This is a genomic window from Chryseolinea lacunae, from assembly GCF_016735595.1.
Taxonomy (GTDB): domain Bacteria; phylum Bacteroidota; class Bacteroidia; order Cytophagales; family Cyclobacteriaceae; genus Chryseolinea; species Chryseolinea lacunae.
This window is the reverse complement of the sequence record NZ_JAERRB010000001.1, coordinates 732828-754626: the sequence shown is the minus strand read 5'-3', so window position 1 is coordinate 754626 and position 21799 is coordinate 732828. Positions and strand designations below refer to the sequence as shown.

Annotated in this window: 16 protein-coding genes; all 16 read left to right on the top strand. The window is 52.9% G+C overall.

Going from position 1 to position 21799, the window contains the following annotated elements; translation table 11 throughout:
- The 16 genes from mraY (at position 1) to hutI (ending at position 21783) form a co-directional block, all read left to right on the top strand.
- Positions 1 to 1230 (top strand): phospho-N-acetylmuramoyl-pentapeptide-transferase, encoded by a 1230-nt coding sequence (gene mraY / locus JI741_RS02840; RefSeq protein WP_202007191.1) that lies wholly within the window; start codon positions 1 to 3, stop codon positions 1228 to 1230.
- The gene (gene murD / locus JI741_RS02835; RefSeq protein ID WP_202007189.1) at positions 1227 to 2588 is read left to right on the top strand and encodes a UDP-N-acetylmuramoyl-L-alanine--D-glutamate ligase; all 1362 of its coding nucleotides are present in this window, start codon (positions 1227 to 1229) and stop codon (positions 2586 to 2588) included. The genes mraY and murD overlap by 4 nt, the downstream gene beginning before the upstream one ends.
- 22 nt (positions 2589 to 2610) lie before the next feature.
- The gene (locus JI741_RS02830) at positions 2611 to 3798 is read left to right on the top strand and encodes an FtsW/RodA/SpoVE family cell cycle protein (RefSeq protein ID WP_202007187.1); all 1188 of its coding nucleotides are present in this window, start codon (positions 2611 to 2613) and stop codon (positions 3796 to 3798) included.
- The gene (gene murG, locus JI741_RS02825) at positions 3795 to 5015 is read left to right on the top strand and encodes an undecaprenyldiphospho-muramoylpentapeptide beta-N-acetylglucosaminyltransferase (RefSeq protein ID WP_202007185.1); all 1221 of its coding nucleotides are present in this window, start codon (positions 3795 to 3797) and stop codon (positions 5013 to 5015) included. The genes JI741_RS02830 and murG overlap by 4 nt, the downstream gene beginning before the upstream one ends.
- Positions 5016 to 5022: 7 nt before the next feature.
- The gene (gene murC, locus JI741_RS02820; RefSeq protein ID WP_202007184.1) at positions 5023 to 6417 is read left to right on the top strand and encodes a UDP-N-acetylmuramate--L-alanine ligase; all 1395 of its coding nucleotides are present in this window, start codon (positions 5023 to 5025) and stop codon (positions 6415 to 6417) included.
- On the top strand, positions 6407 to 7171 hold the full coding sequence (locus JI741_RS02815) for a cell division protein FtsQ/DivIB (protein WP_202007182.1): 765 nt from the start codon (positions 6407 to 6409) through the stop codon (positions 7169 to 7171). Before murC ends, JI741_RS02815 begins: the two co-directional genes overlap by 11 nt.
- Before the next feature lie 55 nt (positions 7172 to 7226).
- Positions 7227 to 8537 carry a cell division protein FtsA gene (ftsA, locus tag JI741_RS02810; protein WP_202007180.1) on the top strand — a complete coding sequence of 437 codons (1311 nt, stop codon included), beginning with the start codon at positions 7227 to 7229 and terminating at the stop codon, positions 8535 to 8537.
- Between the two features lie 79 nt (positions 8538 to 8616).
- Positions 8617 to 10170, top strand: coding sequence for a cell division protein FtsZ (gene ftsZ, locus JI741_RS02805; RefSeq protein ID WP_202007178.1), 1554 nt, complete (start codon positions 8617 to 8619; stop codon positions 10168 to 10170).
- A gap of 484 nt (positions 10171 to 10654) precedes the next feature.
- Positions 10655 to 11275, top strand: coding sequence for a DUF4136 domain-containing protein (locus JI741_RS02800; protein WP_202007176.1), 621 nt, complete (start codon positions 10655 to 10657; stop codon positions 11273 to 11275).
- A 2-nt stretch (positions 11276 to 11277) separates the two neighbouring features.
- Entirely contained in the window at positions 11278 to 11895 is a 618-nt protein-coding gene (locus tag JI741_RS02795; protein ID WP_202007174.1) for an outer membrane beta-barrel protein, read from the top strand.
- An 82-nt stretch (positions 11896 to 11977) separates the two neighbouring features.
- Positions 11978 to 13504, top strand: coding sequence for a glutamine-hydrolyzing GMP synthase (guaA, locus tag JI741_RS02790; RefSeq protein ID WP_202007172.1), 1527 nt, complete (start codon positions 11978 to 11980; stop codon positions 13502 to 13504).
- Between the two features lie 54 nt (positions 13505 to 13558).
- Positions 13559 to 15277 carry an ABC transporter substrate-binding protein gene (locus JI741_RS02785; protein ID WP_202007170.1) on the top strand — a complete coding sequence of 573 codons (1719 nt, stop codon included), beginning with the start codon at positions 13559 to 13561 and terminating at the stop codon, positions 15275 to 15277.
- 36 nt (positions 15278 to 15313) lie between these two features.
- Positions 15314 to 16603: a glutamate-1-semialdehyde 2,1-aminomutase gene (gene hemL / locus JI741_RS02780; protein ID WP_202007169.1), complete on the top strand. Its 1290-nt coding sequence runs from the start codon at positions 15314 to 15316 to the stop codon at positions 16601 to 16603.
- A 236-nt stretch (positions 16604 to 16839) separates the two neighbouring features.
- Entirely contained in the window at positions 16840 to 19320 is a 2481-nt protein-coding gene (locus JI741_RS02775) for a GAF domain-containing protein (RefSeq protein ID WP_202007167.1), read from the top strand.
- Positions 19321 to 19431: 111 nt separating this feature from the next.
- Positions 19432 to 20499 carry a hypothetical protein gene (locus tag JI741_RS02770; RefSeq protein ID WP_202007165.1) on the top strand — a complete coding sequence of 356 codons (1068 nt, stop codon included), beginning with the start codon at positions 19432 to 19434 and terminating at the stop codon, positions 20497 to 20499.
- A 39-nt stretch (positions 20500 to 20538) separates the two neighbouring features.
- Positions 20539 to 21783, top strand: a complete 1245-nt coding sequence (hutI, locus tag JI741_RS02765; RefSeq protein ID WP_236675845.1) for an imidazolonepropionase — start codon at positions 20539 to 20541, stop codon at positions 21781 to 21783.
- Positions 21784 to 21799: the final 16 nt, after the last annotated feature.

The following is a 21799-nucleotide window of genomic DNA, read 5'->3' as shown; positions in this document are numbered from 1 at the left end:
ATGCTGTATTATCTATTTGACTATCTCGATTCACTAGACATACCCGGAGCGGGTGTATTTCAGTACATCTCCTTCCGCGCTGGTATGGCCGCATTCCTGTCTTTGCTCATCACCATCACCTTTGGTAAAAATCTGATCAGCGCCCTGCGCAGAAAGCAAGTAGGTGAAGACATTCGCGACCTCGGTCTCGAAGGCCAGCTTCAGAAAAAAGGGACACCCACCATGGGCGGCATCATCATCATCGCGGCCATCCTGGTGCCCACGCTTTTGTTTGCCAAACTCGACAACGTGTATGTGGCTCTGCTCATCATCACTACGTGCTGGTTGGGACTGATCGGTTTTCTGGACGACTACATCAAAGTGTTCCGCAAGAACAAAGAAGGTCTGGCTGGTCGCTTCAAAATTATCGGGCAGGTAGGCATAGGATTGATCGTTGGCCTCACACTTTATTTCAACGACAACGTGGTGGTGCGCGAAGTAACGCCGGCAACACGTTCGGGAATTGAAATACAAGACGTGCAGGATGCCGACGAAAGCAACCTGCGCTTCAGAGACAAGAAGTCGACCACCACCACGGTGCCCTTCATGAAGAACAACGAGATGGACTACAGCAAGCTGATTCCATTCTTGCCCAAGGAATACACGTGGATCGTCTACGTGCTGGTGGTGATCCTCATCATCACCGCCGTGTCTAACGCTGCCAACATCACCGACGGCATCGACGGACTCGCGGCTGGCACCTCGGGCATCATCGGGTTAACGTTGGCAATTTTGGCGTACCTCTCGGGTCGTATCGACTTTAGTAGCTACCTCAACATCATGTACATCCCCAACCTGGCAGAGCTCGTAATTTTCTGTACGGCCTTTGTGGGTGCGTGCCTCGGATTTCTGTGGTACAATGCCTACCCCGCGCAAGTGTTCATGGGCGACACGGGAAGCTTGACATTGGGTGGCATCATCGCGGTGTTGGCGTTGGCAGTGCGCAAGGAGTTATTGATCCCCGTGTTGTGCGGCGTGTTCTTCATCGAAATTCTGTCGGTGATGTTGCAGGTGTCGTACTTCAAATACACCAAGAAAAAATACGGTGAGGGCCGCAGGATATTCCTGATGTCGCCGTTGCATCACCATTATCAAAAGAAAAACATTCACGAGTCCAAAATCGTTGTGCGGTTCTGGATCGTAGGCATACTGTTGGCAATTCTGGCACTGGCAACATTAAAACTGAGATGAGCGAACGCATTGTCATATTGGGTGGAGGCGAAAGCGGAACGGGAGCAGCATTGCTCGCGAAGGCGAATGGCTTTGACGTTTTTGTATCGGACATGGGGCCGATCAAGGAAAAATATACAGCCGAGCTTGAGAAGGAAAATATTGCCTTTGAAACCGGTGGCCACACCGAAGCAAAAATTCTGAACGCGAACTACATCATCAAAAGCCCCGGCATTCCCGACAAGGCCCCGATGATCAAAGCCGCAAAAGTCGCTGGCATTCCCGTGATCGATGAAATCGAATTTGCCTCGCAATACACGGACGCAAAAATCATCGCCATCACCGGCACCAACGGAAAGACGACGACGACATTGCTGACGTATCACCTCATGAAAGAGGCAGGCTTCAATGTAGGTCTTGCCGGCAACGTGGGTACCAGCATGGCGCGCCAAGTGGCCCGCGACGCGTTCGACTGGTACGTGCTGGAGCTTAGCAGCTTCCAGCTGGACGGAACAAAAACATTTTCGCCCGACATCGCCGTGCTGCTCAACATCACACCCGATCACCTCGATCGCTATGAGTATGAGATGAAGAACTACGTGGAGTCCAAATTCCAGATCATCCGGAAGATGCAGCCTTCACAGCACTTCATCTATTACAGCGACGACGCCGTGATCGCTGCGGAAATGAAAGGACGCAGTGTGAAGCCGCAGCAGATTCCCGTGTCGCTGAAAGCATCATCGGCTGCGCCGGTGTTCTTCGATGGCGAGAAGATGAATTTCAAGTTGAAAAATTCGTTCTCCATCGCGCAGTCCGACACAACACTGAAGGGCCCGCACAACCTCATCAACACGATGGCGGCGGTCACCTCGGTGACCCTGGCCGGTGCAACCCTCGACAGCGTGAAGAAAGGACTGAAGACTTTCAAGAACGCTCCCCATCGCCTCGAGTCGGTGGCGGTTATTAGGGGTGTTGAATTTGTGAACGACTCAAAAGCCACCAACGTCGACTCTGTGGTCTACGGATTGGGAAGCTATAAAGGACCGCTCATCTGGATTGCCGGTGGCGTAGACAAAGGAAACGACTACTCGCTCATTGAAGAGCAGGTGAAAGAAAAAGTGAAAGCGCTGATCTGTCTCGGAAAAGATAACGAGAAGCTGAAACAATTTTTCGGCAAAACAGTAAAGCGAATAGACGAAACGCAAAGTGTGAAAGACCTGGTGCAAAAAGCATTGGTCATGGCAGAAGCCGGTGATGTGGTTTTATTATCACCTGCTTGTGCAAGCTTCGATCTCTTCAAGAACTATGAAGACCGGGGAGATCAGTTCAGGCAAGCCGTATTGGATTTAAAAAAAGAAGTAGAAGGCGCCAGCGCCTGATATTAACAGGGAGAACGTAGTCATGCAAAAGATAAAGACATGGGCCGATAAAAATCTCCAGGGTGACAAAGTCATCTGGGCGGTGGTGTTTGCGTTGTCGCTCATCAGCATCCTGGTGGTGTATAGCTCCATCGGCACGCTGGCCTACAAGCGCACGCAAAGCCCCGAAAGCTTTTTGCTGAAGCACACGTTCACCGTGTTTGTCGGTTTGGCCGCCATGTGGTTCGCCCACAAAGTGGACTATCGCTACTATTCAAAACTTTCGAAGATCGGTTTGTATATCAGCATTCCGTTGTTGATCTATACGTTCACCAACGGCGTGAGCATCAACGAAGCCGCACGCTGGATTGCCGTTCCGATTGTTGGATCGTTCCAGCCTTCGGACTTCGCCAGCCTTGCACTGATCGTGAACCTGGCCAGCATGCTTTCGAAACGTCAACAAAACATTGACGACATAAAGGAATCGCTCATCCCAATCCTCTTCTGGTGCGGCGTCATCTGCGGATTGATTGCGTTGACCAACCTTTCCACTGCGGTGCTGTTGCTCATCACGTGTATGCTCATCATGTTCATCGGTCGCGTGCCTACAAAATATCTGGCCATGCTGGTGTTTGTGGGAGCGTTGTCGGGTTCGTTGGCCATCGCCTTTGGTGTGCGTGCCGAGACAGCCAAGAATCGTATCAAGAGTTTTATCAGCGGATCGGAACTTCCCTTCCAGGCCAAGCACGGCCGCATTGCCGTGGCCACAGGGGGTGTGTTTGGAAAAGGACCGGGCAACAGCGACCAGCGAAACATTTTGCCTCACCCATACTCCGACTTTGTTTACGCGATCGTGATCGAAGAGTATGGCATGATTGGCGGGATCGTAGTGTTGGCGCTTTATCTGTTACTCCTACATCGGGGCATGAAGGCCTCTTACAATAGTGATCGGGCTTTCGGAGGACTATTGTCTGCCGGGCTAAGTTTCGATTTGGTGTGTCAGGCCATGGTGAACATGGGTGTGGTGGTTGGACTGGGTCCCATCACCGGACAACCCTTACCACTCATATCGATGGGGGGAACGTCCATGGTGTTTACCGGACTTTCATTGGGCATCATTCTCAGTGTGAGCCGTGGCGAGCAAGATCAGCGGTGGGAGCAAAGCGGCTCCAGCGAAGAGACGAAGGAAGCGAAGGAACCCAAAAACATGCCTACGGCAAAAGCAGCGTGAGTTCAGCAACACCATATCGTTTGATTATAAGCGGTGGCGGCACCGGGGGTCACATCTTCCCGGCCGTTGCCATCGCCAACGAATTTCGTGAGCGCCATCCCGATGCGGAAATTTTGTTCGTGGGAGCAAAAGACAAAATGGAAATGACGCGTGTGCCCGAAGCCGGCTATAAAATCATCGGCTTGTGGATCACCGGTCTTCAACGCAAGCTCACCTGGTCGAACCTGTTGTTCCCGGTGAAGGTGATTGTGAGCTACTGGCGGGCGCGCAAAATTGTGAAGACGTTCAAGCCCGATGTGGTGATTGGCACCGGCGGTTTTGCCAGCGGCCCCGTGATGATGGCGGCCACACGCGCAAAAATTCCTTCGGTGATCCAGGAACAAAATTCGTTCGCCGGCCTGGCCAACAAACAGGTGGCCAACAAAGTGAACAAAGTGTGTGTGGCCTACGAAGGCATGGAAAAATATTTTCCCAGCGAGAAAGTGATCCTCACCGGCAACCCGGTGCGCAAAGACATTCTCTCCATCGATGTGAAACGCGAGAAGGCGCTGAGTCATTTTGGATTCGACGCCAACATCAAAACGCTGTTGATCATCGGCGGAAGCCTGGGCGCCCGAACCATCAACGAGAGCATCATCGGAGGCTTCGACAAACTGGTGGATGCGCAGGTGCAGATCATCTGGCAAACGGGCAAAGGATATTACGAAGGTTATAAAGCACAGCTGGGCAAATACGACATGCGCAAAATCCGCGTACAGGATTTTGTGAAAGAGATGGACCTGGCCTATGCCGCAGCCGACGTGGTGATATCGCGTGCTGGCGCGCTGGCCGTGTCTGAAATCTGCATCGCGAAGAAGCCGGTCATCCTGGTGCCTTCGCCCAATGTGGCGGAAGATCATCAAACCAAAAATGCAAAAGCATTGGTTGACAAAGATGCCGCATGGATGGTGCCCGACAAAGAAGCCGGTGCACGGTTGGTGGACGAAGCCCTGAAGCTGCTCTTCGACAAGCAACGTGCCGACAAGTTGAGCGAGAACATCGCCAAGCTCGCCCGGCCCGATGCTACGGCCACCATCGTGAATGAAATTGAAAAACTGATTGCGGCCAAGTCTGCGCACAAAGGCAAACCGCAAGGCGAACAAATGTATTACGAATCAAGACGAAGCGACCCGACGTTTGACGCGAACCGGTTGCAACCCGTCATGGTGAAACGATAGAACGAACGTGACTTTAGAAAAATACGATAACATCTTCTTCCTCGGCATTGGCGGCATCGGCATGAGCGCACTGGCGCGTTGGTTCATGAAAAAAGGACTGCGCGTTTCCGGCTACGACAAAACGTCGACCACGCTCACCGAAGCGCTGCAACAGGAAGGCATGGTCATCCACTTCGAGGACAACCTCGACCGGGTGCCACAGGAAGTGCTGCAACAGAAAGACAAGACGCTGGTGATTTTTACACCCGCCATTCCGAAAGATCACGTGGAGTACAATTATCTGAAAGATAACGGCTACACCATTTTGAAACGTTCGGAAGTGTTGGGACTGTTAACGAAAGACTACAAGACTATTGGCGTGGCGGGAACCCATGGCAAGACCACAACGTCGTCTATGGTGGCGCACATTCTGAAGGTGGCGGGCAAAGACATGGTGGCCTTTTTGGGAGGCATCACCACCAACTATGCATCAAACCTGGTGATGGAAGGCGAAGTGAACAAAGACACGCTGGTGGTGGTGGAAGCAGACGAGTTCGATCGCTCGTTCCTTCGGTTGTTTCCGCAGATTGCCGTGGTCACGTCGGCCGATGCCGATCACCTCGACATCTATGGCGACCACGCGAGCATCATCACGTCGTTCAAGGATTTTATTTCACAGATCAATAGCGGTGGCGATTTGATCATTCACGAATCGGTGGCCGAATTGCTGGCCGACAACGTGACGCATGTGAAGAAACATATTTACAGCATGAGCCGGGGGCAATTTTTTGCCGGCGACATTACCGCAAGGGGCGGATTTTTTGAGTTCAATCTCCATGGATTTGGAAACGTTGAACACGTTCAGCTCGGTGTCCCTGGTTTTCATAACATTGAAAATGCCATCGCTGCGTCGGTGGCCGCAAGCCTCTGTGGCGTAGACTTGCGCACTATTAAAAAAGCCCTCGAATCGTTTAAAGGTGTGAAGCGCCGGTTCGAGTATGTAGTGAAAGGCAAACGCGTGATCTATGTGGACGACTATGCGCATCATCCGGCCGAGCTGGAAGCGTTTTTGAAATCCATGAAGTCGCTCTATGCCGGCCGCAAGCTCACCGTGATTTTCCAACCGCACTTGTTCACACGAACACGCGACTTTGCGGAAGGATTCTCGAAGAGCCTGAGCCTTGCCGACGAGTTGTTCCTCATGGACATCTACCCGGCGCGCGAGTTGCCCATTCCGGGGGTAAGCTCCGACATGCTCATGAACGACATCACGAGCAAGGTGAAAGTGCGGTGTAATAAAAATGACCTGATGGAGAAACTCGAAAGTGTGGATGTAGACGTGCTCGTGACCGTGGGCGCAGGCGACATCGACACGTTTGTGAAACCCATCAGCGAAATGTTGACGAAGAAGTATGAAAATTAAGTTCAATCTGAAGCGGGAGGTAAAGATCATTGCTGCTGTCATAGTAGTGGGAGGGATCATTGCGTTTACCGAACGGCGACAGAGCACGGCGTCTATCAAAGACATCACCATCAAAATGGTGAACCTGAACGAAAATCACTTCCTCGACGAAAACGACATCATCAACCTCATGCAGTTGAATCGCGAGAACCTGAAGGGCGCTTCGATGGACCGCGTGAACCTGAAAGAAGTAGAAAAGAAAATCAAGAGTGAGCCCTTTATTAAGGATGCACAATTGTATAGCGACCTGAAAGGCAACCTGGTGGTGAAAGCAGAGCTTCGCCGCCCCATTGCCCGCCTGGTGCGCAACGACGGCCCCGATGGCTACATCGCCGAAGACGGAACGGTGATGCCCGTGTCCGACAAGTTCACCGCGCGTGTGGTTTTGATCAGCGGTGCGTATGTGAACCAACTGCTGAAACAAAACAACGCGAACGACACCGAAGACGGCCAGCATCTGATCGCCCTCATCAACATGATTCGTGAAAACGAATTCTGGAACGCCCAGATTGCACAGATGGACATCGACAGCAAAGCACGCATCACCCTGTTTCCGCAGGTAGGCGACGAAAGGATCGAGTTTGGAAAACCGGAGAACGCGGAGATCAAGTTTAAAAAGCTGATGATCTTCTATAAGGAAATTCTACCCCGCATGGGATGGAACAAATATAACCGGGTGAACCTGGAGTATGAAGGACAGATCGTAGCGGAGTGACGCGTGCGATAGAACAAAGAGATTTACAACAACCACTATAAAAAGATTGACAACCATGGAACACGAAAAAATTGTAGTCGGACTCGACATTGGCACAACCAAGATCTGTGCTATTGTAGGACGTAAGAATGAATTCGGCAAGCTGGAGGTATTGGGAATGGGCAAGGCCGAGTCGGAAGGCGTGGTTAAGGGCATTGTTTTCAATATAGATAAAACTGTATACGCCATCGAGAAAGCGATTCGTGAAGCCGGCGACGCCGCGGGCATCGACATCGGGGTGGTGAACGTGGGCATTGCGGGCCAACACATCCGCAGCTTCATTCAGCACGGCGGCATCACCCGCACCTCGAAGGAAGACGAAATCACCATCGACGATGTGGAGCGCCTCACGCAAGACATGTATCGCATGGTGGTGCCTCCCGGAAGCCAGATCATTCACGTGATGCCACAAGACTACATGGTGGACTATGAAGAAGGCATCAAGGAACCTGTGGGCATGTCGGGTGTTCGTCTGGAAGCGGACTTCCACATCATCACGGCGCAAACCAACGCCATCAACAACATCAACAAATGCATCCGCCGCGGAAGCCTGGAGATCGACGACCTCATTCTCGAGCCCCTCGCATCCAGCCTGGCCGTGTTGAGCGACGAAGAAAAAGAAGCCGGCGTTTGCCTCATCGACATCGGTGGCGGCACCACCGACATCGCCATATTCTACGACAACATCATCCGTCACACCGCTGTGATCCCCTTCGGAGGAAACATTGTGACAAACGATATCAAGCAAGGTCTGCAGGTGCTACCCCAACAGGCTGAGCAACTGAAGACACGCTTTGGCAAAGCCATTGCCGAAGAGGCAAGCCCCAACGAGATCGTGTCCATACCCGGCATACGCAACCGTGCGGCAAAAGAAATATCGGTGAAAAACTTGTCGAATATCATCCAGGCAAGAATGGAAGAAGTGATCGAGATGGCGCACAACGAAATCATCAGCTCGGGATTTGAGAACCGGCTGGCGGGCGGCATCGTGATCACCGGGGGAGGTGCGCAACTGAGCAACCTCAAGCAACTTGTTGAATACATGACCGGTATGGACACCCGTATCGGTTACCCGAACGAACACCTGGGCAAAAGCAAAATCGAAACGGTGAAGAGCCCGATGTATGCTACGGCCGTAGGTTTGGTGCTATCGGGTTTCCGCTCTCTCGACGAAAGAGAAGACCGCTACAAAGAAGCGCGCGAGGTGGTGAAAGCCGTCAAAGTGAAAAAGCAACCTGTAACGGCGTCCAAGAACTTCTTCAACGACATCTTGAACAAAACCAAGAGTCTGTTGATCGACGACCTGGATGGCAAGAACGAATATTGATGAGAACCGGAGCCTGACGAAACACACGTGACCGAAGGATCCAAAACAAAAAAAAGAACAACCACTAAAAATTTAAATCATGTTTGAAACAGGATCATACAAATTTGAGATCCCGAAAATCACCACACGCTCCATCATCAAAGTGATCGGCGTGGGCGGTGGCGGGAGCAATGCGGTGAACCACATGTATAAGCAAGGCATTAAAGATGTCGAGTTCATCGTTTGTAACACCGATAACCAGGCACTGATGAGCAGCCCCGTGCCCAACAAACTTCAGATCGGCACCAACCTCACCGAAGGGTTAGGGTGTGGCGCCAATCCCGAAGTAGGCAAGAACGCGGCACTCGAAAGCAAAGAGCAAATTCGCGAGATGCTGCAAGGCACCAAGATGGTGTTTGTCACAGCCGGCATGGGCGGTGGCACCGGCACCGGCGCGGCGCCTGTCATCGCGAAAATTGCCAAAGACATGGACATCCTCACGGTGGGCATTGTCACAGCGCCGTTCTCTTTCGAAGGAAAGAAAAAAACGACGCAAGCCGACCTGGGCCTCGAAGCTCTGCGCAACAGCTGCGACACCGTGCTGGTGATTCTGAACGATAAACTGCGCGAAATTTTTGGAAACCTCTCTATCGGACAGGCCTTTGCGCAAGCCGACAACGTGTTGACCACGGCCGCCAAAGGCATCGCCGAAATCATTACCCTGGCAGGCTATGTGAACGTCGACTTCCAGGACGTGCGCACCGTGATGCTGAACGCCGGCGCCGCCGTGATGGGCTCAGCCGAAACCCGTGGCGACAACCGCGCACAAAAAGCAGCCGAAGGTGCCCTAGCCTCGCCGTTGCTCGACAACCGCGACATCATGGGTGCGAAACGCATTTTGCTCTCCATCATCTCCGGTGTAGAAGCTGAATTGCAAATGGACGAACTAACCGAGATCACCGAATATATTCAAGGTCAGGCCGGCGAAGAAGCCGAAATGATTTTTGGCCACGGTGTGGACGCCGACCTGGGCGACCGCATCCGCGTGACCGTGATCGCCACGGGCTTTCACAACGAAACCCGGCACATTCCTATAAAGAAGGAAGAAAAGAAAGTGCATGACCTCGATCGTTCGCAGGGATGGCTTTTTAATTCCGCGGACCAGGTTTCGAAGGATAGCAACGACCTCGGTTCGCGTCGCGCGCCGGAAATTAAAACCAGCGCCTCCGAAGAAGAACCCATGGAACGCGAACAAGTATTCACCGGTCCCTTCAGCCGCGTGGAGCCTGTGCGTGCCGAAGAAGCAGACGACGATGGCGAAGAAAGCCTTTTCCGCGACGACGAGTTCGACGACGTGACCGAACGTTATGGCGACCAGGTGGTGAACGACGAAGGCATGATGGAACTCCGCTCCACCAAGCAACGTCTGCAACAACAAGCCAAAGAGCGCCAGGAAAAAATGAAGGCCGCGCGCAAACAGGAAATGACGAAAGAAGAGTTCAACGAAAAATGGTCGTTGCCCGCATACCTCCGCCGTGGCGTGAAGATGCAGGACGTGCCCCACTCGGCCGAACCCTTCATCTCGAAATACAATCTGAACGACGACAACAATTTGTTGGGCAATAATAAATTCTTGCACGACAACGTAGATTAAGAACATAGGCTAACCAAAAAAAGGAAAGCTTTGAAGACATGGCATTTCCGGCACGACAGGTCATTTACTCCATTCGTAGTGGTTGTTGGTGGTAAATATTTTTAGCCGGTGCCGGAGTGCCAATTTTTAAACAGTAGGAGCGCTTATTTTTTATTTGCAGTTTTTGGTTGAGCAAATGGCGCACGTAGTTATGTAAATGCCGGACGTTAGTAGCGTTCGGCATTTGTTTTTTTATACCAGATTTGGAATAGGGGAGGTTCATACTTTAAACCTTTGTGCCATGGTGTTTGTTAGAAAATGGAATGAGTTGGGTTGAGCCTTTAACGCTGCCTTTTTGGATTCATCGCCGGTCGCGGCGACCCCCGTTCGTGTAAATTCTCATATCGTTTAAACCATTCCGCCAAAACCGGTGTCTAAGGGATCAAGACGAATGGCACGCAATTTTATCCCGTGAACCTTCGTTTTTTTAAAGCGCAAAGAGCCTATGAAAAAGATAGCATTGTTAACAACCCTGGTGGGTGTTGCCCTGTGGGGATGTCAACCCGAACCCGACAGCGTGAAGCTGCTGGATCAACTGGTGGTGTCTACGCACTACGACAAAAACGCAAACTTCAAGTCCTACGCCACCTATTCCATGTCGACCGACACGATCGGCTTCATTTCGAACGCCAATCCCAAAGACACCATCCTCACGCAGAAAGAATCTACCTACCCGCGCACCGTGTTGCAACGGGTGGAGGCCAACATAAATAAGGCAAACTACACACGCGTAGCAAAAAATGCGTCGCCCGATTTGGGTATTAACGTCTATGTGGTGAACGACTACAACCTGTTTCAGCAAGTGGTCTATCCCAGCTATTATTATCCATCTTATTATGGCTACTATGGCTCTTATTACAACTATCCCTATGTGAACACCTACGCCCAGAACACCGGCGCGCTGGTGCTGGAGATCGTTGACCTAAAAAACATCGGTGCCGACAAAAAAGTGAACGTGCTGTGGACGGCCTACATGGGCGACGTATACAGCACCATCGACCTGAACAAGCAGTCGACCGACGCCATCGATCAGGCCTTCCTTCAATCACCCTACATCAGCAAATGAACATGAAAAAGCTCGCGATATTATTTCTGCTGACCGGCGTCTGCACTTTTGTGAACGCGCAGGAAAACTACTTCTATCTGAACTGGGACATCAACCAGCCGCTCACTAACACCGACTGGCTCGGCGCCACCTCGGCCCGCGGGGTAAAGGTGGGCTACCGCGTGTTCATTGGCTCCGAACGCAAATTCTCGGCAGGTCTGGACGTGAACTGGACCACCTTCGCCGAGTATAAGCCCACCGAAACGTTCGAACAGACCAGCGGCGCCATCACCACTGACTATTTCAACTACATCTACCAGTTGGGCTTCACCGCCAGTGGCCAATATTATTTCCGTGGCGAGAACAAGGAAAGCCGTTTCCTTCCCTATGCCGGGCTGGGCCTGGGCGCCAACAAAAACGACTACAGCGTATTCTATAATATATACAAGGAGAAGGAGCGGTCGTGGGGATTTCTGGCCCGCCCCGAGGCCGGTGTCCTGGTTCGTATCAGCGAGCGACGCAGGCTTGGGTTGATGGCCGTCGTACACTATGACTACAGCACCAGCAAAAGCAACGACTACAACTATAGCAGTTTCTCGTCTGTCGGGTTTCAAGTCGGCATCATCTCCATGCAATGGTGAGCCTAACGTATTGATTAACAGTCGCTAGAATTTTTTATCGTGCGAACGTTCTCGCCCGAAGGCTTCTGTTATCTTTGCAGGCATGTCGCAACAGATCCTGATCCTTGATTTCGGTTCCCAGTACACGCAATTGATCGCCCGCCGGGTGAGAGAGCTCAATGTATACTGCGAGATCCATCCCTTCAACAAAGTCCCCGCCATCACGCCCGACATCAAAGGCGTGATCCTTTCCGGAAGCCCTTGTTCCGTGCGGGACCAAAATTCGCCCACGGTCGACATCTCCGCGTTTTCGAATGTGCCGGTGCTAGGTGTTTGCTACGGTGCCCAACTCATTGCCCACCAGCAAGGCGGCAACGTGCTGCCATCGCAGATCCGCGAATATGGTCGCGCCAAGCTCAACACCGTGAACCACGCCAACGAGCTGCTGAAAGAAATCTCCCTCGATACACAAGTGTGGATGTCGCACGCCGACACCATCGCTTCCGTGCCCGACACGTTTGAAATCATCGCCACCACGCCCTCAGTGGCCGTGGCTGCCTATAAAGTAAAAAACCAGAAGGTGTGGGGCATCCAGTTCCACCCCGAAGTGACGCACACCACCGAAGGCAAAAATCTGCTCCGGAATTTCGTAGTGCACATCTGCGGCTGCAACCAGGATTGGACCGCCGACCAGTTTGTGGACACCACCATCGCGTCGCTGAAAGCACGCCTTGGCAACGACCAGGTAGTGATGGCGTTATCGGGTGGGGTAGACTCCACTGTTGCCGCCATCCTTGTGCACAAAGCCATCGGCAAAAACCTCCATTGCATCTTTGTTGACAACGGCCTGCTGCGCAAAAACGAATTTCAGCAAGTGCTGGATTCCTATCAGCACATGGGCCTGAACATCAAAGGCGTCGATGCCAAAGACAAGTTCTATGCGGCATTGAAAGACCTCACCGAACCCGAAGCGAAGCGTAAGGCCATTGGCAGAACTTTCATTGAAGTATTCGACGAAGAAGCCCACCTTATCTCCGATGTGAAATGGCTGGGCCAGGGTACCATCTATCCCGACGTGATTGAATCGGTTTCCGTGAACGGCCCATCCCAAACCATCAAGTCGCACCACAACGTGGGCGGGTTGCCGGAAAAGATGAAGCTGAAAATCGTGGAGCCCCTCAACACGCTCTTCAAAGACGAAGTGCGGGTAGTAGGAAAAACATTGGGCATCGATCCCACCATTCTTGGACGTCATCCGTTCCCCGGACCGGGCCTGGGCATCCGCATTCTGGGCGATGTCACCGCCGACAAAGTGAGGATACTCCAGGAAGTGGACGCCATCTTCATCGGCGGCCTGCGCGACAGCGGCCTCTACGACAAAGTGTGGCAAGCCGGCGCCATGTTGCTCCCCGTGCAATCGGTGGGCGTGATGGGCGACGAACGAACCTACGAACGCGTGGTGAGCCTCCGTGCTGTGACCAGCACCGACGGCATGACGGCCGACTGGGCGCATCTGCCCTACGAGTTTCTGGCCAACGTGTCGAGCGACATCATCAATAAAGTGAAAGGCGTTAACCGCGTGGTCTACGACATCAGCTCGAAGCCCCCGGCAACCATCGAGTGGGAATAGTGTTAGTACTGAATTCCGTGGCGTGACGTGCACTTTGTTTTGAATGCAAAAATTATGGTGAGAAAAATAGTATTGTTTTTTGTGCTGATCGTGAGCCTGCAGGTTGCCGTAGTTGCACAGGTGGATTTTACGAAGCAGTATTTCAATGCCAAGACCCTCTTCCGCGAAGGCAAATGGAACCTGGCGATGGAGAGTTTCAAACCGCTGATTCCCTACAGCACCGGCAATCCGTTCTCCGAATATGCATCGTTTTTCTATGCGCTCTCCGCCTACAATCAGGGCTACAAGGCCGTGGCAAAAACATCGCTCAACCAGATCAAAACCCTCCATCCCACGTGGGACAAAATGGACGAAGTGAACTTCTGGCTGGGCAAGATCAACATGGAAGACAAAGACTACTTCCAGGGGCTCAAAATGTTTGCCCTGTTGCAGGACAAAAAAATACAGCAGGATGCCGAAGCGGTGAAAGCGAAAATCATTCCCACCATCGCCGACGCCGAAACCCTTCGCATGATGACGGAGGAATATCCCAAAGACCAACTCCTCGGCACTACGCTCGCCACCGCCCTGTCGAAGAGCGCCGTGCCCGAAGACAAAACACAGCTGGAATCGGTCATCAAAAAATATAACCTGAACCGTGCCGACTTCATAGCCGAAGCGCCAAAGTCGTTCTTCAAAGACACCTACACCGTATCGGTGTTGTTGCCCTTCATGGCCAGCACACTCGATGCCTCACCGGCAAAGAAAAGAAACCAAAGCGTGCTCGACCTCTATGAAGGCATGAAGCTCGCCGTCGACACGTTGGCCAAGCAAGGCGTGAAGATCAGCTTCCGCGCCTACGACACCGAGCGCAGCGTAGAGAAAATCAAAACCATTCTCAATACCGACGAACTGAAAAGCTCCGACCTGCTGGTGGGACCGTTTTTCCAGGAAGAAGCCAAAGCCATTGTCGACTTCTCGCTGGCCAACCGCATCAACGTGTTCAACCCGGTGCACAACAACAGCGAAATGATCGGCACCAACCCGTATGCGTTTCTCTACCAGCCTGCGCTGGAAACCATCGGAAGAAAGTCGGGCGAGTTCATGGCGTCGTTTGTGAAAAAGAAAAACTGCATCGTGTTCTACGGCACTACGCGTCGCGACTCCGTGCTGGCCGCCAACTTCATTCAGGCCGCTAAGGAAAAGAACTTCAGAATTTCAAAAACCTTTCGCGTATCCAAGGAAGGATCACAATCCATCTTCACCACACTGGCCACACCCACGGAATACGATGAGTATCGCTACCCGAAACAATTCACCTTGCGCAAGGACAGTGTAGGCAGCATCTATGTTGCCTCCGACGAAGCCCTCATCTACGCCAAAGTGCTCAGCAGCATCGAAACTCGCAAAGACGACATCATCGTGCTGGGCTCCGAAAGCTGGCTGGAACAAACTGCGGTTGACCTCGAAAAATTCCAGAACCTCTCCGTCATTCTCACCGCGCCCAACTATACCGATCCGGCCAAACCCTACACCAAAGCGTTTGTGCGCAAGTATGTGAAAACACATGGCCGCGCACCATCCAACTATGCCGCCATGGGTTATGCCTACATGATTTTTGTGGGTAACGAACTGAAAAAGAACGGCGTCTATTTTCAGGATGCGCTCAGCAAGGAAGGCGTCATTCCCGGCTACCTCACCGAAGGCTACGACTATCAGCATGGCCGGAGCAACGAGTTGATACCCTTTGTGCGCTTTGAAGAAGGCCAGATGAAAGTGCTCGATCGCCGGTGATGCGTGTCGCGTTGTCGGTCTTAAAACAATATTGCGATGAAAGATTTTTCCAAGAGCAAAGCCTTGTTTGAACGGGCCAAGCAAATTATTCCCGGCGGCGTCAATTCGCCCGTGAGGGCGTTTCGCGCCGTGGGCGGAAATCCCTTGTTCATGAAACGCGCCAAGGGCCCGTATCTCTACGACGAAGATGGAAATGAATTTGTGGACCTCATCAACTCGTGGGGACCGATGATTCTCGGCCACGCACACCCCGCGGTGGAAGAAGCCGTAAAGGAAGCCCTGGCCACATCGCCATCGTTTGGCGCGCCCACGGCGCGCGAAGTGGAAATGGCAGCGCTCATTTGCTCCATCATTCCATCAGTAGAAAAAGTGCGCATGGTCAATTCGGGAACCGAAGCCACCATGTCGGCTGTGCGTGTAGCCCGGGGGTTTACGGGCCGCGACAAGATCATTAAAATGGAAGGCTGCTATCATGGCCATGGCGACTCCTTCCTGATTGCTGCGGGCAGCGGAGCCATGACGTTCGGCACACCCGATAGCCCGGGCGTAACAAAAGGAACGGCCAAAGACACACTCATCGCGCCCTTCAACGACCTCAATGCCATTGCCAGACTCATCGACGAAAACCCGAAAGAAATTGCCGCCATCATTCTCGAACCTGTAGTGGGCAACATGGGTTGCGTTGCACCTCAGCCCGGCTATCTCCAGGGCTTGCGTAAGTTGTGCGACACCCACAACATCATTCTTATTTTTGATGAAGTGATGACCGGCTTCCGCCTGGCATTGGCCGGCGCGCAGGAACTCTACAATGTTAAACCGGACCTTACAACCCTGGGAAAAATTATCGGCGGCGGACTGCCGGTGGGCGCCTATGGCGGGCGCAAGGACATCATGGATGCCGTGTCGCCCGCGGGGCCCATCTATCAGGCCGGCACATTGTCGGGCAACCCCCTGGCCATGGCCGCAGGCTATGCCATGCTCACGCAACTGCGTGACAATCCTTCACTCTATCATCAGATCAACACCACCACCACGGCCATCGTGGGCGGCATACGCAAACAACTTTTTTCTAAAGGGCTGGGCTACACCATCAACCAGGTGGGGTCCATGTTCACACTGTTCTTCACCGACGAAACCGTCATCAACTTCGACACGGCCAAAACTTCGGACACGGCAAGGTTTGCGAAATACTTCCAGTCTATGTTGCAGCGCGGCATCTACATGGCGCCGTCGCAATACGAAGCCATGTTTGTGTCGGCCGCCATCGACGACCTTGTGGTGAGCCGCGTGCTGCAAGCCAGCGAAGAAGCCTTGAAAGAACTGTAAATCGTCGCGCCTTTTTAACAGAACAACGCGCGGAAGAAACACCGTGATGCGGCCTTGTGCCGTGATGGGTTGGTTTAGGTTGCTCAATTCATTCAAAACGCCGGATTTTCATACATTTAAAACGATTGATTTGAACGGCGGCAGGTCATCAGTCTTTTCTTTTCCAGGGATTATTAGCTAACTTTTCAACCTAAGCCTGCGCTTTTTTAACACTGAACGACAATCGCTGTAGAAACATGAGAAATCGTGCCCTCAAGTACACCCTCGCCTTTGCCCTCGCGGGCCTGATCATCACACTCCTCATCGGGTATGTTCAGCGAAGAACACTCAACACCTACGAGCATAACGTTCCGTTCATCACGTTGGGCGACAACATCAAGAACCGCGTCACCACGGCTCACTTGTCGTTCGAAGAACTGATGGCCGGCGACGAAACCCAGAACTTTGATCGCGATGTCATCGCCCCCATAAAGACATCGGCTGCAATTTTGCAGGGGACCTACGACGGTAAAGAAACCGAGCTGGGAAATCTCGGCGTTATTCACGAAGAAGAAACAAAAGCACTGCTGAAAGAATCCATCTTTGCCTTAGACAAACTGATGGAGTCGGCACAGGAGCGCTGGAAAAATAGAAGCACAGGCACCGCGGGCACCGACAGCACCGCGGCCGTGGCGGGAAGCCACGCAGGCGATGCCGCCGACCAACAATTTGACGCTGCCTACGAAACGTTTGCCGGCACATTAGACAGGCTCGTGGAGCACATCCAAAAAGATGTTCACGCCGACGCCAGCTCACTCAGTGCGCTGTCGTGGTTATCCATTTTATTGCTGGTGGTTGGTTTGGGTGCGCTGTGTGCATTCCTCTATCGCCTGCAAAGCTCGTCCATGAAAATGGTGACGGAGCACGAAAAGCGATCGGAGGAGCAGGGCCGTGCCGTGTCGTCGCTGTCGGGTTTCATCGAAGCCATCTCGGCCGGCGACTACACCGCCGACCTCAACCTCGAAACCGACGACGGTGCCCTGGGCAACACCCTCATTTCGATGCGCGACAAACTTCGCCTCAATGCCGAAGAAGATCGTCGGCGCAACTGGTCTACTTCGGGCCTCGCGCAAATCGGTGAAATTCTCCGCACCTCTACCGGCACAACGGAAGAGCTATTCGACAACATCATCCGCTTTGTGGTGAAGTATACCAAAAGCAACCAGGGCGGCCTGTTTGTGCTGAACGAAGAAAGCGACAACGAGAAGTTTCTCGAACTCGTGGCCTGCTATGCCTTTGAGCGGAAAAAGTTTTTAAAGAAACACATGGCCATCGGTGAAGGCCTGGTGGGGCAAAGCTTTCTGGAAGGCGAACGCATCTATCTGGTGGAAGTGCCGAAGGAATACATCACCATCACCTCCGGTTTAGGAGGGTCTACACCCAACGCCCTGTTGCTGGTGCCCCTGAAAGTGAATGAGAAAATTTTTGGTGTGATGGAGTTGGCCACCTTCGGAAAATACGAACCCCACGAAATTGAACTTGTCGAAAAACTCACCGAAAGCATAGCCTCCACCATATCGTCGGTGCGCATCAGCGAAAGCACGCGCCTGTTGTTGGAACGCACCCAGCAGCAAGCCGAAGAAATGCGCGCACAGGAAGAAGAGATGCGCCAGAACATGGAAGAGCTGGAAGCCACGCAGGAAGAAATGCGCCGCAAGGAAAAGCACATCCAGAACATGCTCGACGGCGAAAAGAAGCGCAACGAGATCAGCCAGCGCAACCGCCAGGTGCTGATGGAGCTCACCAAAAACAAAGACATCCAGGACGGCAACTGGAATGCATCGCTCGAAAAAATCACCAGCACCATCACCCGTCAGCTGGGCGTGTCGCGTTGCAGCATCTGGACCTATCATGCCAAGGAAAACAAGATCCTCAACGAAAAACTATACCAGCAAAACAAAGGTACGTTCGAATCGGGCACCGAGCTTTATGGCCGCGACTTCCCAGGCTACTTCGAAGCCGTGACCAGCGAAGAGATCATCATCGCCAAAGACGCTCACACCCACGTGGCTACACGCGAATTCTCTGACGTTTACCTGAGCCCGCTCGACATTCAATCCATGCTCGATGTGCCGTTCTTCAACGAAGGCAAGATTGCCGGCGTGATCTGCTGCGAACATCAGCAGGAACAAAAAGACTGGACAGAAGAAGATGTGGAGTTCCTGAAGTCGTGCGCCGACCTGCTCACGGTGGCCTTCAACACCTCGCGTATTAACCGCATGCTGGAGCAACTGAGCGACGACCAGCAGACCATGCAAACCATTATCGACAACCTGCCGCGCGCCGTGTTCTGGAAAGACAAGGAACTGCGCTTCCAGGGAGCCAACCGGATATTTACCCAGGTGGCGGGCCTGCGCTCGCACAAAGACCTCATTGGCCGCACCGACTTCGACATGCCCTGGAAAGAACATGGCGAAGCCTACCGCGCCGACGACCTGGCCGTGATGAACAGCCGCAAGGCTAGGTTGGACCATGAAGAGCGGAATGTGAACAGCAACGGCGAGGAATCGTGGGTGCTCACCAGCAAGGTGCCGGTCATGAACAAGCACGGCGAAGTGGTGGGCGTTTTGGGGATGTTCGAGGATATCACCGCCCGTAAACACAAGGAAGCCGACACCGCGGCGAAGTTGAAAGAGCTGTCGGAGCTGAAAAAGCGGTTGGAGAAGGGGGCTGAGTAAAAGTCATTTTTTAATCAAAGTATTACATCTGTCGGCTGACCCGTATGTATAGGGCTGACTTTTCGCTGTAGATTTATTACTTTTACTGTATTATACCCAATTCCGAAGGTTATGAACCATCGCTTTTTAATCTTGATCGCTGCGTTGTTGACAGCTTCCGTCAACCTTTTTGCGCAGGGGGAACGAAAGGATAAAACCGCCGTTACCTACGAAGAACTCTATGACGAACCCTATTCCGTCAACAAGCTTTTTGTGGGCATTCAACCCCTTTATGCCGAAATGTTCGTGACCAACGTGAATGCCGGTTTTGGGGCGGAAGCGGTCTATTATCACAAGGACAAGGCCGATTTTCGCGTAAGTTTCCGAAAAACCTACAGCCAGCAATTCTTCGATTTCTCGCGCGACCTCGCCATGAAGAAGAGCGATGTAGACAACCGCGCCGAGGTTTTTAACTACTACGAGTTTGGCGGAACCTATCACATCAAAGACTTCGAGCAAAGCTCCAAGACCAAGATGTTCCTCTACAAAAACAGCTACAAAGGCAACAAGTGGGCCGCCCGCGTGCCCCTCAACGCCGAGGTGCCCTGCAAAGTCCGCAAGATCTACGGGGCTAGGCTGGGCGCTATCATCTGGGATAGCTCCACAGACATGGGCCGTGCCCTTTCCAAACAAGGCCTCAGCAACGCCGACTTCAAAAACGCCGAAGGCATTGGCCTGCCCAAAACCATTGTGGTGAACGGCAGAAGCGAATCGTTCGACGTGTTCAGCAACATTTCTTCCCAAAGCCTCTACATTGGAGGGTCCATGGCCTGGATCAAAAACGTGGCCGTGAACTTCGACAAGTTTGAAGAAGGCATCGACGACCTCATCTTCACCGTCTATGCCGACATCATGTATGCACCGTCTTTGAAGATCGACAACATTGTCTATACCGACCCCGATGAGAACAGCCCCAACGCCGGCACGCATACTTATGACGTGAGCCCGTTGAAGACAAAAAACATCGGCTTCCGCCTCGGCATGGACGGTCGTTTCAACCGCATGTTCAGCTGGTCGTATGGCGCTGAGTTGGGCTATCGCCCCAGCATTCAGGGCCGTGGCCTCTATGCCATGCTCAAGATCAGCTTCCCCGTGTTCGGCACCAACCTTGACTACAAGGTGGAGTCGTTCGGAAAATAATCCCGACCCGTATCGCAGTGTAACACTAATCCGCGCGTCATGTCCTGGGACATCCTCATCGTCAACATCAAAGGATTGGTCCAGGTGCGCGAGCCCGGCAACCACGTTTTGGCCGGCGACGCCATGGCTACGCTTCCTGTGTTGCCCGACGCCTACCTGGCCATCAAAGACGGCATCATTGCCGACTATGGCAGCATGAGCAGCCTGCTGGTTCGTCACGCCACCCAGACGCTGGATGCAACCGGCCGTTTTGTGTTTCCCAGTTTTGTCGATTCGCACACGCACCTCGTCTTTGCTGCCAGCCGTGAAGAGGAGTTTGTGATGAAGATAAAAGGCGCCACCTATGCCGACATTGCGGCAAAGGGGGGAGGCATTCTGAACTCGGCCCGCAGACTGCAACAAATGACCGAGGACGAATTATTTGAGCGCACCCTCACACGCGCCCACGAAATTGTGCGCACCGGCACAGGCGCCGTAGAAATCAAAAGCGGCTATGGCCTCACCGTGCGCGACGAGTTGAAAATGCTGCGCGTAGCCCGGCGCATTGGCCGCGAAACACCGCTCACCGTAAAGACCACCTTCCTGGGCGCCCATGCCGTGCCCAAAGACACCACCCAAAAAGAATACATCGACCTGGTGATTCACGACATGATTCCTGCCGTGGCCGCCGAACAACTCGCAGACTACATCGACGTGTTTTGTGAACAAGGCTTTTTCACGGCCGAAGAAACCGAACGGATCGTGGAGGCCGGCAAGCAGCACGGCATGTGCCCCCGCATACACGCCAACCAACTCCATCGCTCCGGCGGTGTGCAGGTGGGCGTGAAAACAAAAGCCGTGAGCGTAGACCATCTCGAAAATATGGGCGACGAAGAAATTGAAGCCCTGCAAAACAGCGGCGTCATGCCCACGGCCTTGCCCGGTGCGGCGTTCTTCCTGAACCTGCCCTTTCCGCCGGCGCGCCAAATGTTGCAGGCCGGACTGCCCCTCGCCATTGCTTCCGACTATAATCCCGGCAGCGCGCCCAGCGGCAACATGCCCCTCATGATTTCACTGGCCTGCATCAAAATGAAATTAACACCCGAAGAGGCCATCAACGCCGCCACCCTCAACACCGCCGCCGCCCTTGAGTTGCACACCACGCATGGTTCGATCACCCGGGGAAAGGTGGCCAACGTATTCATCACACACCCCATACCCTCTGTGGCCCACGTGCCCTATGCTTTTGGAAGCCCCGTTGTGCAGGATGTGATTTTGAATGGAAAGACCATAAGCAATCCCTAATAACAATTTTTTCGTT

Excerpts from the sequence above, each read along its gene's own strand:
- mraY (WP_202007191.1), top strand. The coding sequence starts at position 1 with ATGCTGTATTATCTATTTGACTATCTCGATTCACTAGACATACCCGGA.
- murD (WP_202007189.1), top strand. The coding sequence starts at position 1,227 with ATGAGCGAACGCATTGTCATATTGGGTGGAGGCGAAAGCGGAACGGGA.
- JI741_RS02830 (WP_202007187.1), top strand. The coding sequence starts at position 2,611 with ATGCAAAAGATAAAGACATGGGCCGATAAAAATCTCCAGGGTGACAAA.
- JI741_RS02815 (WP_202007182.1), top strand. The coding sequence starts at position 6,407 with ATGAAAATTAAGTTCAATCTGAAGCGGGAGGTAAAGATCATTGCTGCT.
- ftsA (WP_202007180.1), top strand. The coding sequence starts at position 7,227 with ATGGAACACGAAAAAATTGTAGTCGGACTCGACATTGGCACAACCAAG.
- ftsZ (WP_202007178.1), top strand. The coding sequence starts at position 8,617 with ATGTTTGAAACAGGATCATACAAATTTGAGATCCCGAAAATCACCACA.
- JI741_RS02800 (WP_202007176.1), top strand. The coding sequence starts at position 10,655 with ATGAAAAAGATAGCATTGTTAACAACCCTGGTGGGTGTTGCCCTGTGG.
- JI741_RS02795 (WP_202007174.1), top strand. The coding sequence starts at position 11,278 with ATGAAAAAGCTCGCGATATTATTTCTGCTGACCGGCGTCTGCACTTTT.
- guaA (WP_202007172.1), top strand. The coding sequence starts at position 11,978 with ATGTCGCAACAGATCCTGATCCTTGATTTCGGTTCCCAGTACACGCAA.
- JI741_RS02785 (WP_202007170.1), top strand. The coding sequence starts at position 13,559 with ATGGTGAGAAAAATAGTATTGTTTTTTGTGCTGATCGTGAGCCTGCAG.
- hemL (WP_202007169.1), top strand. The coding sequence starts at position 15,314 with ATGAAAGATTTTTCCAAGAGCAAAGCCTTGTTTGAACGGGCCAAGCAA.
- JI741_RS02775 (WP_202007167.1), top strand. The coding sequence starts at position 16,840 with ATGAGAAATCGTGCCCTCAAGTACACCCTCGCCTTTGCCCTCGCGGGC.
- JI741_RS02770 (WP_202007165.1), top strand. The coding sequence starts at position 19,432 with ATGAACCATCGCTTTTTAATCTTGATCGCTGCGTTGTTGACAGCTTCC.
- hutI (WP_236675845.1), top strand. The coding sequence starts at position 20,539 with ATGTCCTGGGACATCCTCATCGTCAACATCAAAGGATTGGTCCAGGTG.